The sequence below is a fragment of the Klebsiella sp. 10982 genome (assembly GCF_048589245.1).
GTDB lineage: Bacteria > Pseudomonadota > Gammaproteobacteria > Enterobacterales > Enterobacteriaceae > Klebsiella > Klebsiella quasivariicola.
The window spans coordinates 20,984-35,752 of the sequence record NZ_JBMAXV010000027.1; the positions used below are offsets into that span (position 1 = coordinate 20,984).

At 57.2% G+C, this 14,769-nt stretch carries 18 protein-coding genes and 1 pseudogene; 7 read left to right on the top strand and 12 right to left on the bottom strand.

The window, feature by feature from the left end; genetic code table 11:
- Nucleotides 1-240 precede the first annotated feature (240 nt).
- Entirely contained in the window at nucleotides 241-1,158 is a 918-nt protein-coding gene (locus ACKLKD_RS18735) for a bestrophin family protein (RefSeq protein ID WP_080924086.1), read from the bottom strand.
- Between the two features lie 232 nt (nucleotides 1,159-1,390).
- Entirely contained in the window at nucleotides 1,391-2,332 is a 942-nt protein-coding gene (locus ACKLKD_RS18740) for a cation diffusion facilitator family transporter (protein ID WP_080924087.1), read from the bottom strand.
- 220 nt (nucleotides 2,333-2,552) lie between these two features.
- Here ACKLKD_RS18740 and ACKLKD_RS18745 point away from each other — a divergent pair, with 220 nt between their 5' ends.
- Nucleotides 2,553-3,239 (top strand): ABC transporter substrate-binding protein, encoded by a 687-nt coding sequence (locus tag ACKLKD_RS18745; RefSeq protein WP_080897779.1) that lies wholly within the window; start codon nucleotides 2,553-2,555, stop codon nucleotides 3,237-3,239.
- 3 nt (nucleotides 3,240-3,242) lie between these two features.
- On the opposite strand, the gene ACKLKD_RS18750 is transcribed toward ACKLKD_RS18745, so the two are convergent.
- The 4 genes from ACKLKD_RS18750 to ACKLKD_RS18765 all read right to left on the bottom strand — a co-directional run bounded on the left by ACKLKD_RS18750 (nucleotide 3,243) and on the right by ACKLKD_RS18765 (nucleotide 5,355).
- A complete protein-coding gene (locus ACKLKD_RS18750; RefSeq protein WP_080897778.1) occupies nucleotides 3,243-4,112 on the bottom strand; it encodes an oxygenase MpaB family protein in 870 nt (289 codons plus the stop codon).
- Nucleotides 4,113-4,215: 103 nt separating this feature from the next.
- Nucleotides 4,216-4,647: an OsmC family protein gene (locus ACKLKD_RS18755; RefSeq protein ID WP_080924088.1), complete on the bottom strand. Its 432-nt coding sequence runs from the start codon at nucleotides 4,645-4,647 to the stop codon at nucleotides 4,216-4,218.
- A 141-nt stretch (nucleotides 4,648-4,788) separates the two neighbouring features.
- Nucleotides 4,789-4,935 carry a hypothetical protein gene (locus ACKLKD_RS18760; protein WP_042929124.1) on the bottom strand — a complete coding sequence of 49 codons (147 nt, stop codon included), beginning with the start codon at nucleotides 4,933-4,935 and terminating at the stop codon, nucleotides 4,789-4,791.
- Between the two features lie 15 nt (nucleotides 4,936-4,950).
- The gene (locus tag ACKLKD_RS18765; RefSeq protein ID WP_080897776.1) at nucleotides 4,951-5,355 is read right to left on the bottom strand and encodes a YdeI family stress tolerance OB fold protein; all 405 of its coding nucleotides are present in this window, start codon (nucleotides 5,353-5,355) and stop codon (nucleotides 4,951-4,953) included.
- Between the two features lie 146 nt (nucleotides 5,356-5,501).
- On the opposite strand from ACKLKD_RS18765, the gene ACKLKD_RS18770 reads away from it, so the two are divergent.
- The 3 genes from ACKLKD_RS18770 to ACKLKD_RS18780 all read left to right on the top strand — a co-directional run bounded on the left by ACKLKD_RS18770 (nucleotide 5,502) and on the right by ACKLKD_RS18780 (nucleotide 7,773).
- Entirely contained in the window at nucleotides 5,502-6,005 is a 504-nt protein-coding gene (locus ACKLKD_RS18770; RefSeq protein ID WP_080897821.1) for a hypothetical protein, read from the top strand.
- An 8-nt stretch (nucleotides 6,006-6,013) separates the two neighbouring features.
- Nucleotides 6,014-6,460: a DUF421 domain-containing protein gene (locus ACKLKD_RS18775; protein WP_025711538.1), complete on the top strand. Its 447-nt coding sequence runs from the start codon at nucleotides 6,014-6,016 to the stop codon at nucleotides 6,458-6,460.
- A 317-nt stretch (nucleotides 6,461-6,777) separates the two neighbouring features.
- A complete protein-coding gene (locus tag ACKLKD_RS18780; protein WP_080897775.1) occupies nucleotides 6,778-7,773 on the top strand; it encodes an SDR family oxidoreductase in 996 nt (331 codons plus the stop codon).
- Here the strand turns inward: ACKLKD_RS18780 and ACKLKD_RS18785 are convergent.
- From ACKLKD_RS18785 to ACKLKD_RS18805, 5 genes and pseudogenes are all read right to left on the bottom strand, one after another.
- Nucleotides 7,770-9,384, bottom strand: a pseudogene (locus tag ACKLKD_RS18785) (alpha-amylase family protein). The gene ACKLKD_RS18780 and the pseudogene ACKLKD_RS18785 sit on opposite strands and share 4 nt — an antisense overlap.
- A 38-nt stretch (nucleotides 9,385-9,422) precedes the next feature.
- Nucleotides 9,423-9,605 carry a hypothetical protein gene (locus ACKLKD_RS18790; RefSeq protein WP_051459232.1) on the bottom strand — a complete coding sequence of 61 codons (183 nt, stop codon included), beginning with the start codon at nucleotides 9,603-9,605 and terminating at the stop codon, nucleotides 9,423-9,425.
- A gap of 17 nt (nucleotides 9,606-9,622) precedes the next feature.
- Complete coding sequence (locus tag ACKLKD_RS18795; RefSeq protein WP_080924090.1) at nucleotides 9,623-10,129, bottom strand: ferritin-like domain-containing protein; 507 nt, start codon at nucleotides 10,127-10,129, stop codon at nucleotides 9,623-9,625.
- A 23-nt stretch (nucleotides 10,130-10,152) separates the two neighbouring features.
- On the bottom strand, nucleotides 10,153-10,368 hold the full coding sequence (locus ACKLKD_RS18800) for a hypothetical protein (protein ID WP_087805682.1): 216 nt from the start codon (nucleotides 10,366-10,368) through the stop codon (nucleotides 10,153-10,155).
- Nucleotides 10,369-10,569: 201 nt separating this feature from the next.
- Entirely contained in the window at nucleotides 10,570-10,755 is a 186-nt protein-coding gene (locus ACKLKD_RS18805; protein WP_008804757.1) for a general stress protein, read from the bottom strand.
- 650 nt (nucleotides 10,756-11,405) lie between these two features.
- Here ACKLKD_RS18805 and ACKLKD_RS18810 point away from each other — a divergent pair.
- Entirely contained in the window at nucleotides 11,406-12,320 is a 915-nt protein-coding gene (locus ACKLKD_RS18810; RefSeq protein WP_080897772.1) for an SDR family oxidoreductase, read from the top strand.
- Between the two features lie 172 nt (nucleotides 12,321-12,492).
- Entirely contained in the window at nucleotides 12,493-12,738 is a 246-nt protein-coding gene (locus ACKLKD_RS18815) for a DUF2543 family protein (protein ID WP_025711544.1), read from the top strand.
- 41 nt (nucleotides 12,739-12,779) lie between these two features.
- On the opposite strand, the gene ACKLKD_RS18820 is transcribed toward ACKLKD_RS18815, so the two are convergent.
- Nucleotides 12,780-13,673: a LysR family transcriptional regulator gene (locus tag ACKLKD_RS18820; protein ID WP_025711546.1), complete on the bottom strand. Its 894-nt coding sequence runs from the start codon at nucleotides 13,671-13,673 to the stop codon at nucleotides 12,780-12,782.
- Between the two features lie 114 nt (nucleotides 13,674-13,787).
- Between ACKLKD_RS18820 and ACKLKD_RS18825 the strand changes: the two genes are divergently transcribed.
- Nucleotides 13,788-14,639: a Vmh family MBL fold metallo-hydrolase gene (locus ACKLKD_RS18825; protein WP_025711547.1), complete on the top strand. Its 852-nt coding sequence runs from the start codon at nucleotides 13,788-13,790 to the stop codon at nucleotides 14,637-14,639.
- Nucleotides 14,640-14,769: the final 130 nt, after the last annotated feature.

The following is a 14,769-nucleotide window of genomic DNA, read 5'->3' on the forward strand; positions in this document are numbered from 1 at the left end:
GCGCGGCGTCACCTGATAAAAATGCGGTTTCTCAAGGATAGTACGATGGGAAAGCGTAGATACTGCGTTTGTTAACTGAATAATAACATACGCCACAATTCTGTATAATTGATGTTATCTATCAGGTGTTAAATTTAACTTATTTGCAATTTCTGCGCCTATCGCCGCCCTCGCCGGGGCGGGCAAAACGGGCATGAGAACATGATGACCGGGCAGCGGAAACCGCCCGGCGCGTCGGGCTCAGGTCAGGTTGAAGTAACGGTCAGGACGCAATGTCTCCGGCAGCGGATGCTGGCCGGTCATGTCGAGCAGATTGCGCTCGATGGTGTTACACATCGCATTCAGCGGCAGGTCATTGGCTGCCGTACCGAACGGGTCCTCCAACTCTTCCGCCAGCGAATCCCACGACAAAAAGGTGTAAGAGATAAAGACCGAGACAAACGGCGTCATGTAGTGCAGATCGCCCACCAGGGCGAACGGCAGCAGCGCGCAGAACAGGTAGACGGTACGCTGCAGGATCAGGGTATAGGCGAAAGGCACCGGAGTGGTGGCCAGCCTTTCACAGCCGCCCAGCACATGCGCCAGCTCATCGAGCTTGTTGTCCATCAGCCCGTAGGTGATGTCGCTGAGCTTACCCGCCTCCCGCAGCTGAACTATTTCGTTGCCAACCAGCAGCAGGATCCGGTTAGTGGGCATCGAGCTGGCAAGGATCTCCCCCACCTTATCCTCCGGCAGCAGCCGCCGCAGATCGTCCGTCGGGTCGGTTTTGCGCAGCTGGTGTTTCAGGCTCCAGCTAAAGGCCACCAGATAGCTGACGATGTGGCGATGGGCGTCGTGTTCGGCAGGCAGGATGTTGCGCAACTGGCGTACCAGCGTGCGTTCGGCGATCAACACCGTCCCCCACAGATTGCGCGCCTCGACGAAGCGGCTGTAGCTGGCGCTGTTGCGAAAGCCGAGGAAAATCGCAATGGCGATCCCTAACAAACTGAAGGGCGCCACGGTTAAGTGAACCCCCAGCTGTTCGTACCACTGATAGCTGATAATGGCGATGATCGACATCAGCACATTAAGCAGCAGACGAAAGGTGATTTTTGACAGCACGGAGCCGTGCCAGTCAAATAAGCGAAGAAACCAGTGTTGTTCTGGCCGAATGATCATGGTCTGACTTCCTGAATTACCGCTCTGGTCATTATCCCGGAATAAAGAATAGAGATTATCTATGAACCGATTGGTTTATTTTATCGTTAACTGCGATGGGCAGATCTGCGCCATTATTTAGCGATGGTAATGGCGTTTTTAGTATGGGCCTTTTTTATATTTCAGGCAATCAATGCGCCAGCAATAATGGCTCAGAAGAAAAAATTGCCGCTGAGCCAATTCATTTTTCCGCTTATGCTACCGGGTGTAGCAGACCGCTTTCGTCAACCGCAGGCGCTTCGCAGGGATCGACATGCACCATCACGTTAAGCACCGGATGCTGCGCCATGACCCACTCCCGCGCCTGCCGGGCAATCTGATGCCCTTCAGCTACCGACATCTCACCGGCCACCTCGAGATGGACATCCACCAGCACCAGATCCCCCGCCTTACGGGTTTTCAAATCGTGCAGGCCCGCCACGCCCGGCGTGGCCTGCAGCGTGCCGGCGATCGCCCGCTGCGTCTCTTCATCGACCGCGCGGTCCATTAAATCGTGCAGCGCCGTGGCGGCGAAACGATAGCCCATGCGGGAGATGAGCAGGCCCACGGCCAGCGCGGCAAGCGGATCGAACCAGGCGAACCCGGCCAGGTTGCCGATAATCCCCAGCGCCACCACCAGAGATGACGCGGCGTCGGAGCGGGCATGCCAGGCGTTGGCGATAAGCAGCGATGAATTCAGCCGCCTGGCGGCCGCCAGCATATAGCGAAACAATCCCTCCTTGACCACCAGCGCTGCCAGCGCCATCCAGAGGGCCACGCTGTGCACCGGCGGAATCGTCTGCGGCCCGGCGAGGTGGCCCGCCGCGGACCACAGCATACCAATCCCCACCAGTACCAGGATCGCGCCGAGGATCAGCGAGGCGCCATTCTCGTAGCGCCAGTGGCCATAGTGGTGATCATGGTCAGACGGTCGACGGCTCTTTTTATTCGCCATCAGTACCACGCCATCGGCGACCAGATCGGAAAAAGAGTGCATACCGTCGGCAATTAATCCCTGAGAGCCGGAGAATATTCCCACGACCACCTGCAAGGCAGAAAGAAAAATATTAACCACCACGCTAACAAGGGTACTCTTTCGTGCCTGCACCGAACGCTCATGATATTTATTATCATTTTCAAAATGATGTTGTGTCATTATTTCTCTCCCTTTGTGAGCGGCAAGAATAAACTGACAAGCTGAGTTTATGCTTAACAATATAAAAACCATTGTCTTGCCGTTTAACGATATCGCTGCTGCGGTAATTTATCTTTCCTGAAGGGCTGGCAGGACCGCTACAACCGCGTGGTAATGAACTATCTTTTGCAGAGAGGCCACAGGTCGGGCCACTTTCTTTTAACCACTACAGGAGTCAGCGATGTCAGAGATCACCTCATCCCGGCTGCGTTTTGCCATTAATCTGGGCAACGCGGTTCTGGCCCGTCTCGGGGAGACAGGAGCGCCAGCAGGCATCACCGTTGAGCTCAGCCATCGGCTGGCGACGCGCTGGGGCGTCAGCGCCGAGTTTGTGCCCTATCCTGCCGCCGGTAAAGTGGTGGCTGACGCCGGCGGCGAGCACTGGGATATAGCCTTTCTGGCCATCGATCCGGCCCGGGAAGCGACCCTGCGTTTTACGCCGCCCTATATCACCATCCAGGGGACCGCGCTGGTCAGAGCCGGTTCGGCCTGTCAGCGGGTGGCTGACATGGATCGCCCGGCAACCACCATTAACGTCGGGCTAAACGCCGCTTACGATCTGTGGTTAACCCGTCATCTGCAGCACGCCAGCCTGAATCGCCTTCCCTCCTCGCAGGAAGCCATCGACGCCTTCCTCGCCGGTGAGGGGGATATGGTCGCCGGCATCCGACAACCGCTGGAGGCAACAGCCCGTCGGCACGCTGGCGTGCGGGTACTGGCGGATAATTTTACCGAGATCCAGCAGGCCATCTGCGTCGCCCGGGGGGACGTGGCTCGTTTTAACGCGGTAAACGACGCGCTAAGCGAGTGGCGGGCGGATGGCAGCCTGGAGGCGCTGATTGCCCAACAGCTGGGCAATGCGCAATGATCTTCACCCCACGTCCATCCGGCGCATGGCGCAATGCCAGGCGCCGTTGCGTACCGAGGCGCGCAGCACGCGGGCAATGCCATGGACCATCAGACGCGTCGCGCGCCGCTGCAGCGGCGTGAGCGACAGCCCCAGCATCTCCTGCGCCCACGGCGGCAAAAGGTCAATTCCGGCACGCATCATGACCTGGCCGACCGGCTGGCTCAGCCGCCCCGGCAGGCGAGTGGTGAGCAGCACCTGGGCCACCTCGCGGGTGCGTTCATCACAGCGCAGCCGAGGGCGCATGGCCTCAAGATAGTCCGCCACCTCCTGCGGCGTCTGAGGGATATCCTGAGCCCCCAGCCGACGGGCGATTTCCGCCGACTCACGGAAGTAATCCTCCTGACGCCCGGCGCTGACCACCGTCCGCTTGTAGCGCAGGTGAGAGGCCATAAAGCGGCTGCACTCGGCGACATGCACCCAGGTCAACAGCGCCGGGTCGCTGGCCCGATAAGGGGTTCCGTCCTTATCCACCCCGCCAATCCGCTGATGGATCCCCTGCACTTTGGCGATCAGCCGTTCGGCGTCGGGGGTGGCGGCAAACGTGGTGGCGGAAATAAACTGGCTGGTGCGGCGCAGGCGGCCAAAGATATCTTCGCGAAAACGGGAGTGATCCCAGACCCCGGCCAGCGCCAGGGGATGCAGCATCTGCAGCAGCAGCGCACTGATACCGCCGCAGAGCATCGAGGTAAAATCGCCATGTACCTGCCAGATGGCCGACTGCGGACCAAACAGACCCGGCTCGCCTTTGGGCTGTTCAAAATCGATCTCTTTTAGCGCCATGCCCGTCAGGCCGAGCACCTGCGCCTCGATCATCCGGCGAATGCCGATCATGATGGTGTCCCTTACGTTCACTAAAGGACAAAAGATACCACTATTGGGCAGCGCAGGGAGAGATATTGCGGACAGAGTGCCCGCATAATGCGGGCACGGCAGCTTATGGATTCAGCTGGTAATCGAGGGTGATATTGGCTTTCAGCACCTGCGATACCGGGCATCCGGCCTTCGCTTTCTCGATGATCTCATCGAACGCCGCGGGTGAGACGTCCGGCAGGACGATCTGGCTTTGCAGCGCGATATCGGTAATCGCAAAGCCGCCGTCGGTTTTGTTGAGTGTGACCACCGCCGTCGTGTCGATGGACGTGGCGGTATACCCCTCTTCGCTGAGCATCAGCGACAGGGCCATTGAGAAACAGGCGGCATGCGCGGCGCCGATCAGCTCCTCGGGATTGGTGCCCTTCACCCCTTCAAAACGGGTGTTAAAGCCATAGGGCTGTTGGTTCAGCGCCCCGCTCTCTGTTGACACGGTGCCTTTGCCATGTTTCAGGTCGCCTTCCCAGTGGGCCAGCCCTTTCTTATGAATCGCCATATGATTCCTCCAGTGATGATGTCGAACAAAAGTATAGTGCGTGATGCCGGAGCTGGGTCTTTTTACCGCCTTACCGCCTCCGGCACCCGCGTTCCCGTCGTTTTGGTGTCGTTTTGTGTCTTTGATGACGAGTTGATGACGCTAACGGCCATCGCGTGGATGCCAGGGATCGGATTTGTCATCCTTGCTGTCGTCCCGTTTACGCGGAACTTCGCCCTGTTCGCCCGGCGCCTCCCGGGCGGGATGTTTACCACGCTCTTCGCCTTGCGAATGAGAAGTTGTGCTCATATCGACGTGCTCCGCTTATTTGGGCGACTGCTTGAGCAGGCGATCGATACGTACCACCGGCGGCGTCATTTTGCGATCAAGACTGCCGTTGATACTCACCAGATCGTCAGGCTCTACATGTTGTTCGTTAAACGCGGCAGTGGGAACAATGACGGTGATGGTGCCGCTTTTGTCGCGAAACTGGTAACGGTCATCCCCTTCACGGGTGAGGAGATTACCGCGCAGCGAGATGGTCGCGCCATCGTGCATGGTTTTCGCCTGTTCGACGGTCATGATCCGCCCCTCCTCGACGCCGCGATAGCCATCATCCAGTTTGTGTGGCGGCGGCGGTGCGGCATCCTGGCTAAAACCCCCCTTATCTTCCGCCTGCGCTATCCCCACGGCGAACAGACCGGCCATGACCCATGCTAATTTTTTCATCATGCCTCCATGTTTTTGCTGATGATGACAATAAAGCCTGGCTGAGGCTGGCCATTTTTACAAAGTCAATTGTTCTGATATCGTCTAATATAAGAAAGTCCTTAATCGTTACGCTGTTGCCGAAACGAAACGCGGGGAAAATAATAATGATTAAGAATCAACAGCATTGTCCCGGCATTGATGAGAATGAACGAGCCCTACGCTTCGAATATCGTTTCCGGCGCTACGGGATAATTATCCTGAGCCTCATCATCCTTACCGCGCTAAGCGGCCTGTGGTCCTCCGGGTATTTCAGCGAAGCGCACCGGGATAGTGCCACTGGTGAATTAAGCGTCGATTACCAGCGTTATGCCAGGCTGATGAGTGAGACCGAACTGAATATTCTGATACACCCCGATCAGAAAAACGAGACGACGATAAGCTTCGCCAGCACCCTATTATCCCGCTACCAGATCGGCGATATCCGTCCGCAACCGGATAAAATGTACAGCAGCGGGGGGAAATTATATCTCGTATACCAGCAGACGCCCCATCGTTTGCCGATGTCAGTGTGGCTTTCCATTACCCCAAAAACGGCGGGAAATATCACGCTGAAGGCGGCAGTAAACGATCGTCCCGCTGTCACCTGGACTCAATTTATTTATCCGTAGGAGTCGCTATGGAAATGGTCCTCAGAGCTGCGGCAATCTATCTTATCCTTTTGATTATTTTTAAGATTGCTGGCAGAAGAACGCTGATGCAGCTTACCAATTTCGACCTGATATTGCTGCTGATTATTAGCGAAGCCACCCAACAGGCGATGCTCAGCACCGATTATTCGGTCACCGGCTCGATGCTGACCATCGTCACCCTGGTCAGCATCGATATTTTATTCGGCTATATTAAGAAACGTTTTGCCCAGGCGGAAAATTTCCTCGATGGCTCTCCGGTTATTGTGGTGGAAAATGGTGCCGTCATCGACGAGAAGATCAGGCTCGTTAATATATCTGTCGATGATATCCTGCTGGCCGCCAGGCAGCACCATGGGATTTACGAGCTGCACGCGATAAAATATGCCATTCTTGAGCGTAACGGCCAGATATCCATTATTCCTGAACAGAAATAATAGCGGTTTGGCTATTTATCGCGCTCCGGTTGCTTATCGCCCGACTCCGGGGCACGAGTGGCATCATCCTCTTCTTTTTCAACGCTAAGAACGTCTACTGGCAACATTTTTCCTCCTCGCTGTTTGTCAGGGATCTTACAGATTATAGAACGCCTACGCCGGTCCAGGCAGGATCCGTCCAAAGTAACCCGAATATGTCGTCTGATTCACACGGCGTTCATTCCAGGATATTTCCCACTTCTGGAATGTCGTCGGTGAGAAATAATTAACCGATCCGTGCAGTGAATATTGCGCTAGCTAAAAATAATGAGGTCACTATGTCTGTAATGGTCATTACCGGAGGTACGGCAGGCGCGGGCAAAGCCACCGCGCTGCGTTTTGCCCGCGCCGGCTACCATGTGGCGCTGATCGCTCGGGACGAAACCAGTCTGCAGGAGACACAGCAACGCTGTGAACGATTCGGGGTAAAAACGCTGGCAATTAGCGCCGACGTTGCCGATGCCAGCGCCCTGCAACGCGCCGCCGCTGAGGTGGAAACCACGCTCGGCGCGATAGATGTGTGGGTCAACAATGCCATGACCACCGTGCTGGCGCCCTTTCGCCAGATGAGCGACGAAGAGTTTCGCCGGGTGACGGAGGTGACCTACCTCGGATACGTGAACGGTACCCGCGCGGCGCTGGAGGTGATGACGCCCCGGGATCGGGGGGTGATTATTCAGGCGGGCTCGGCGCTCGCCTGGCGGTCGATCCCTTTGCAATCGGCTTACTGCGGAGCCAAAGCGGCGATCCGCGGTTTTACCGATGCCGTGCGTACCGAACTGATGCACGAAGGGATCCACATCCAGTTAACCATGGTTCAGCTGCCGGGGATGAACACCGCCCAGTTTGGCTGGGCGCGAAACAAGATGGATCAGGCCATGCAACCGGTGCCGCCGGTCTATCAGCCGGAAGTCGCCGCCGAGGCTATCTATAGCGTCGTCCGGCGCCCGGTCAACGAGCTGTGGGTCGGGAAAAGCACCATCCAGTCGATCCTCGGGCAGGTCTTCTTCCCGCGCCTGCTCGATCGGCTGCTGGTGAAGAAAGCCTGGGAGGGACAGTTTACCGGCCAGCCGAAACCGGCTGACCACCAGGACGACTTGTTTTCACCGGTGCGCGGCAACCATCCCGGCCACGGGCCCTTTAACGATAGCGCGCGGCGTAAAGCAGTGACGATCAGCGCCGATCTCCCGGGGAAAGTGGCCGCCGGCGTTGGCGTGGCGGTAGCGACGATGGCCCTGCGGGCGCTGTTTCGTCGTGCCGGGAAACGGCGCTAAAACAGGCTGCGGCTGAACCAGCGGTAACCGTATCCTCCCAGCTTCAGCCGCGCGTCTTTCCCACCGTGCAGCGCGTCCTGGTACAACTTATCTTCCAGAATTGGGCTCCAGTAGCCCTCGGCCAGCGGCGGGAGCTGGACCTCCAGCGCCTGCGGGCTGCAGTTGGCCAGCATCAGCAGCTCGCGCGACTCGCTGCGATAGCTCAGGCCCAGCACCGCAGCGGGTTTCACCGCGAGAATGGCGAAAGAAAGGGAGCCCGGCTCGGTATATTCCGCCCGCGCCAGTACCATATTGCGCACCCGGTGTAGCAGCGATCGGGGATGACGCAGCGCCGCTTCGACATTGACCCGCAGGTAGCGCCACCGTCCGCTGGCCACCGGTTTTACCGGCAGGTCGTCCCGCGCCGCCCGGGAAAAGCCGCCGTTGGGCGCAGCCGACCACTGCATCGGTGTTCTGACCGCGTAGCGTTCCGGTAAACTCAGATCGTCCCCCATGCCAATCTCGTCGCCATAGCGCATCACCGGCACGCCGGGCAGCGCCAGCAGGATCGCATGGGCCAGCGCAATGCGCCGGGTATCGCCATCCAGCATCGGCGCCAGCCGCCGGCGCACCCCGCGCTGATAAACGGACATCGATTTATCAGGAGCAAAGGTGCGGATAACCTGGCGCTTATTGCGTTCGCCAATCCCCTCGAGATCCAGTTCATCATGGTTACGCAGCCAGTTAACGAAGCAGCACCCCTCCGGGGGTGACACCATCGCCTGCAGGGCCTTCACCACCGGTGCGGCGCGCTGCTGCGCCAGGCTGAGGTAGAGGTAAAAAATTAAGCACCATCTGCAGCCGGTCGCCGCGGCCGAAATAATGGCGGTAGTCCTCCACCGCCACATCCACTTCCCCCAGCAGTATCGCATCGGGATTGTGACGCTGAACGACCTGCCGGAGATGGGTCAGAAGCGGGTAGCCGCGCGCCTCGTCGCCCTTCCCGGCCTGCTTGACCAGATGCGATGCGGCATCAAGGCGAAAACCTGATACCCCCGCCTGCAGCCAGAAGGTGATGATGTTTTCGATTTCAGCGATCACCGGCGGATGAGCAAGATTCAGATCGGGCTCATGACGATAAAACATGTGCCGGTAATACTGTCCGGCCTGTTCATCCCAGCGCCAGACGCTCTCCTCAACGCCGGGAAACATCGGGGGATCGTCGTTTTCCGGTGGCTTATCGGCCCACAGATAGTACGGCCGCCAGGGAGAATGAGGATCCTGCCGGGCCGCCTGAAACCACGGGTGCTGCGCAGAGGTGTGCTGAATGACCAGCTCAACGATGACCCGCAACCCCAGCTCCCGGGCGCGGGCAATCAGCTCAATCACGTCGGCGATGGTGCCGAATCGTGGGTCGGGCTGCAGATGATCGCTGATATCGTAGCCATCATCCTGCAGAGGGGTAAGATAAAACGGGGTCAGCCAGAGAACCGTCGCCCCAAGACTGCGAACGTAGTGGAGCTTTTGGCGAATACCGGCGAGATCGCCGTAGCCATCGCCGTTGGCGTCATAAAACAGCGAACTATCAACCTGATAAATGACGGCCCGGTGAAACCACTCTTCACGTTGCATCCCTATCACCTCGCGTTCTGCCCGTCAGTCACCGAGATTCAGCGCGGTTTGCGCACACCAACCTCTTTCTCGCAGGGTGGGTCAACGGGCGCTGATTCATTCTGCGTTGCCGGGAGGGGTCTGTTAGCGACTGCGTCAACCAGAGCCTGTTGTCTGGCGGTTAACAGCAGAGGCACCTCTCCCTCGGCGGCGGGGAGCGCGATAGTGTGGCGTTTAACCATAATTTATCTCCGACTGCTTAATGTCCGACCTCTACGCCAGGACGTTCAGCGCGATGAAGAAATTCCGCCACCAGCGCCGACTGATGATGACGCAGCCAGTCTGCCATACCTCGCTCCTCCGCCAGTATCGCTTCCAGGGCGTGAAGGGCATGGTGGTCACCTGCCCGTTTAGCCGCCGTTAATAAGGCGGTATAGCAGGCGACCTCGAATTGGGCAAAAACATAGGTAGTGGTAATGATTTTAACGATCTCATCGCCGGGCAGCATCATGCCGATGGTCTGGCCCAGCGCCGCCACACGGCTCATCGCCTCTTTCAACGCGGAGCGGGAAATATGATTGCGGGCAATAAGATCCTGCAGCGCCGATAATTGCCGACGGGTTTCGTAAAGATGTTGTTCAAGACGGGTGCGTAATGGCGGATAGTTTTCTACCCTGCGACTCACCGCTATCAACATCGTTTCAGCTTGTTTTTCCATTGCATGCGCATCGCGAAGCCAGTTGTGGTAATTTTCAATATCAGTCATACAAGCCTCTTTGGGCAAACACGTTATTTTGGCGCGGAATTTTCATTCTCTTCCGCCGCCTCGTCAGCTCGCGCTGCGCTATATCCTGATAAGTGCCCAACAATATTTGCGTAAATACTGATAAGGATGACCCACAGGACGCTGTTTTTCCACCAGATTAACGAGGGTATGGCCAGACCTACCCACATCACGGCGGCCACAAGATGACAGCGTTTAATAAAAAACGGCGTCAACTTCATTTTATTACCTGCTGTAATGTAAATATTCGCCCCTTAATCAGCGTATTGCCAAATCATTTATCTATGCTGTTGCTCAGATAAATGCCTATGGTTTGCCATCTCCTGTTAATTATTAAAGGGTCCAATAAACAGAAACCTGCGGACCAGCGGCCCACAGGTTTTTGTTCTGACGCCTTTGTGAGGCGTCTCAGGCTTCAGTCATTAACTGTCACCGGCTTTACGCCCGCCGCCATGACTATTCTTACCACCCTTTTTCCCGGCTTCGGATGCCCGCTCAGGATCATTTTTGAAGTTCCCGCCGCTGTGCTGTCCGCCTTTACGCCCGGCTTCGGATGCTTTTTCACGATCTTCTGCAAAATTACCTGAACCGCCTCTATGCTCTGCCATAATTTTCACCTTGGGTTTGATCAATATCGGTTGGTAAATGGAAAATGACCCTGTTACAAATCATCGCCCTCGCTATCTAACACTAGAGGAATACCCGCAGGGGTCAAATTAAAACCGGACTTTAAGCAAGACAATGTGGAAAATAAAAATATACAACGCAGCGGCGATAAAAAATAATCACCATGTAACTAACTTATTCGCTTCGGGTTGTTGTCATTTATCACTGCGCTTTTTTTACCAGGCAAGGTTTTGTAAATAAATGAAAAGCATCAAACCTCTTTTTTTGTCCCACGGATAGACACATTTGCTTTCAAAAATAATACCTCTCTTTGGGTAGTTGCTCACTCCCTGGCATAAATAAAAATATATTTTCACAGACAATATGGCTGACTTTAAAAGCTAAAAACGAGAACTCTACCTGATGGAAAAATAGCGCCACGCGGTGATTAATGATGGAATAATCCTAATTTACCACTCGTAATAATAACGCAGCGCCAGACCGTGAAATACGCCGAGGATCAGCCAGTTAAGAATTAATCGCGCCGCTTTTAAAGGACGTAAACCGTCCTGCTGTCTGTCGCTATTGGCCTGAATGGGAGTGAAGCTGGCCTATCCTTATGGCTGGCCCGTTCTGTCTGAAGGAGATGACTATGCAAGATGAAAAACCGCCAATGAAGAAATTACCCACCTCCATGTTGCCAGAAGAGACGGCTCCCCGTCCGGAGTTCCCGGAGCAAGAACAAACCCCACCGGGTCTGGATGCGGAGATGGAGCCTTCGCCGGACCATGGGGAAACCAGCTATACCGGCACCGGGCGACTGGCCGGTAAGAAAGCGTTAATCACCGGGGGCGACTCCGGGATTGGCCGCGCAGTGGCGATTGCCTTTGCCCGCGAAGGGGCCGACGTGGCAATCAATTATCTGCCGGAAGAGCAAGAGGATGCGGATGAAGTCATCGCGCTGATCAAAGCCGAAGGCCGCACCGCCGTGGCCCTGCCGGGGGATATTCGCTCCGAGTCGTTCTGTCAGTCGCTGGTCGCCGAGGCGGTGAAACAGCTGGGCGGTCTGAGCATCCTGGTCAATAACGCCGGACGTCAGCAATACTGCGAGACGCTCGAGGAGCTCACCACCGAAGATTTCGACGCCACCTTTAAAACCAACGTCTACGCGCCGTTCTGGATCACCCGCGCCGCACTGCCTCATCTACAGGCCGGAAGCGCGATCATCAACACCACCTCGGTGCAGGCCTATAAACCCAGTCCGATCCTGCTCGATTATGCTCAGACCAAAGCTTGTCTGGCGATCTTTACCAAATCGCTGGCCAAACAGGTGGCCAAACGAGGCATTCGCGTGAACGCCGTGGCCCCCGGCCCTTACTGGACGGTGCTGCAATCCAGCGGCGGCCAGCCGGACGAGAAAGTGAAACAGTTCGGGAAAGACACCCCTATGGGGCGCCCGGGGCAGCCGGTAGAGATCGCCCCCCTGTATGTTACGCTGGCATCCGACGCCTGCTCATATACCTCCGGGCAGGTATGGTGCTCTGACGGCGGGGACGGCGTAGTTTAAGCCTTCCGCCAGACCGGTGCGTCACCCAGCGCCGCCTGTCCAGGCGGCGCTATTTTGCCTTCTCGCTTCGCTTTCACCGCGCGGCGATTTTTTCTCTCCTGCAGCCGAGGCGACCGGCCGCGTGCTATGATGTCCGCCCGCCGCTGAGCGACGCCAAACCTGAGGACAACTGATGAGCAATGAGATCCCCCTGAAATTTTATGACATCGTGGACGAATACGAGACCGAAGCGGCTTCGCCGGTTAAGGAGACGGAACGCGATGCGCTGGCACGCTATTTTCAGCTGCTGATTGAGCGACTGATGAATAACGAAGAGATCGAAGAAGAGGCGCAGCAGGAGATGGCCCGCGAAGCGGCCATTGATGAACGCCGTATTGACGATATTGCCAACTTCCTTAATCAATGGGGCAATGAGTAAGGCACCCTGGCAGCTCATCCACCGGCGCGGCTGAAGTGCACTCAGGCCCCGGCGGCGGCCTCCCCCAGACGCCGCTGTAGCGCATCCAGAAACAGCGGGAGTCCGTCGGGTTGGTAGTCACGGGAAAGGTAGATGCCGTAGACGCTCAGCGCCTTCGGCGTCCAGTCAGGAAGCACCACCTCCAGCGCCCCGCTGGCGATTGCGCTTCGCGCTTCCAGTTCGGGGAGCATCGCAATGCCGCACCCGGCCACCGCCGCCTCCAGCAGCAAAGAAGAGATCCCCGCGCTCAGATTACCCTTAACCGCCACCGAGGCCTCCTGCCCCTGCGCATCGCTGAACTGCCAGCGCTGGCCGGCAAAATGGCTGTATAACAGGCAGTTATGGTGTTGCAGATCGTCAAGCGTCGTCAGTGGGCCATGCTGGCGAAGCCAGCGCGGTGCAGCACAGAGGAGTGAACGACACAGCCCGAGGCGGCGGGCGATCGCCCCGGCCTCCGGGTTGTCGGTAATGCGAATGGCCACATCAATGCGTTCGCCGATCAGGCTGACCGGATGGTTATTGATATCCAGCTCCAGGCGCAGCAGCGGGTAACGGGCAAGGAAGTCCGGCAGCAGCGGAGAGATCAACTGCATTGCCGTGAAGTGCGCGCAGGCCACGCGCAGCGTGCCGCTGGGGTCGGCCCGCTGGCGCTCGCCAGCGATCTCATCGGCAATCCGCGTCAGACCACGGGTCTTAAGCAACACCTTTTCTCCCGCCGGGGTCAGCGTGAGCCGGCGGGTTGAACGATGGATCAGCCGGGCGCCGGCCCAGCTTTCCATCTGCTCCAGATAGCGGCTCACCATCGGGCGCGACATCCCCAGCGCCCGCGCCGCCGCGCTGAGGCTCCCCAGCTCGCAGATGCGCAGGTACACCTGCGCCGCAATCACCCTGTCCATTATGGCCCCTTCATCTGCACGATTTATGAAACTCAGCATCTCTTATTTCAGGAATTCTATCAAATAACGAAATCCGTACAATGAAACGCATTCACCTGTTAATGAGAACGAATCATGAAATTATCTGCCCTTGCTATGGCCACCGCCCTGTTCAGTAGCGCGGTCTTTGCAGCGCCACTAACGCTGCAAACCTATAACCCGCAAGAAAAAGGCCTTTTTGCCGTTAACTCGACCCTCGTTTCCGGCCCCCATGAAGCGGTGCTGTTTGACGCGCAATTTAGTGTGAAAGACGGCGAAAAGCTGGTGGAAATGATCAAGAAAAACGGCAAGCCGCTCACGCGGATTGTGATCACCTCCGGCGATCCTGATTTCTATTTTGGTCTTGAGCCACTGGTGAAAGCCTTCCCGCAGGCGGAAGTGGTCGCCACCGCGGAGGTGGTCAAGCATATCGAAGCGACGAAAGCGGCCAAGCTGGCGTACTGGGGCCCGCAGATGAAAGATGGCGCGCCGACGCAGGTCTACGTCCCGCAGGCGCTGAAGGCCAACAGCTTTACCATCGACGGTGAGAAAGTGACGATAATGCAACCGCATGACTACGCGGCGTTCGTCTGGATCCGGGCGAACAAAACGATCCTCGGCGGCACCGGCGTGGCGTGGGGCATGCATCTCTGGACCGCCGACACCCAGACACCGGCCAGTCGTCAAAAATGGCGCAACACGCTGGACCAGATGATCGCCCTGCACCCGCAGCGGGTGATCCCGGGCCATTATCTCGGCACGCCGCCGGAGGGAGACAGCGCAGTGCGCTTTACAAAAACCTATCTCCAGCAGTTTGAGCAGGCGCTGAAGACGCATCCGGATTCTGCCGGCGTGATCAAGGCGATGGAGACGCAGTGGCCGGGGCTGGCGGAGAGCAGCTCGCTGGAGTTAAGCGCCAAAGTGAATACCGGCGAAATGAAGTGGTGATCCTGCCGTGGCGAGAGGAGACTGTTCTTAATCTGCCGCACTAAGGTTGCTATTGCCGCGAAAATGGACCACCCTACCAGAGGTCGCACACAAAACGTGCGGCCGACTTTGGGTTACATTTCATCCGGTC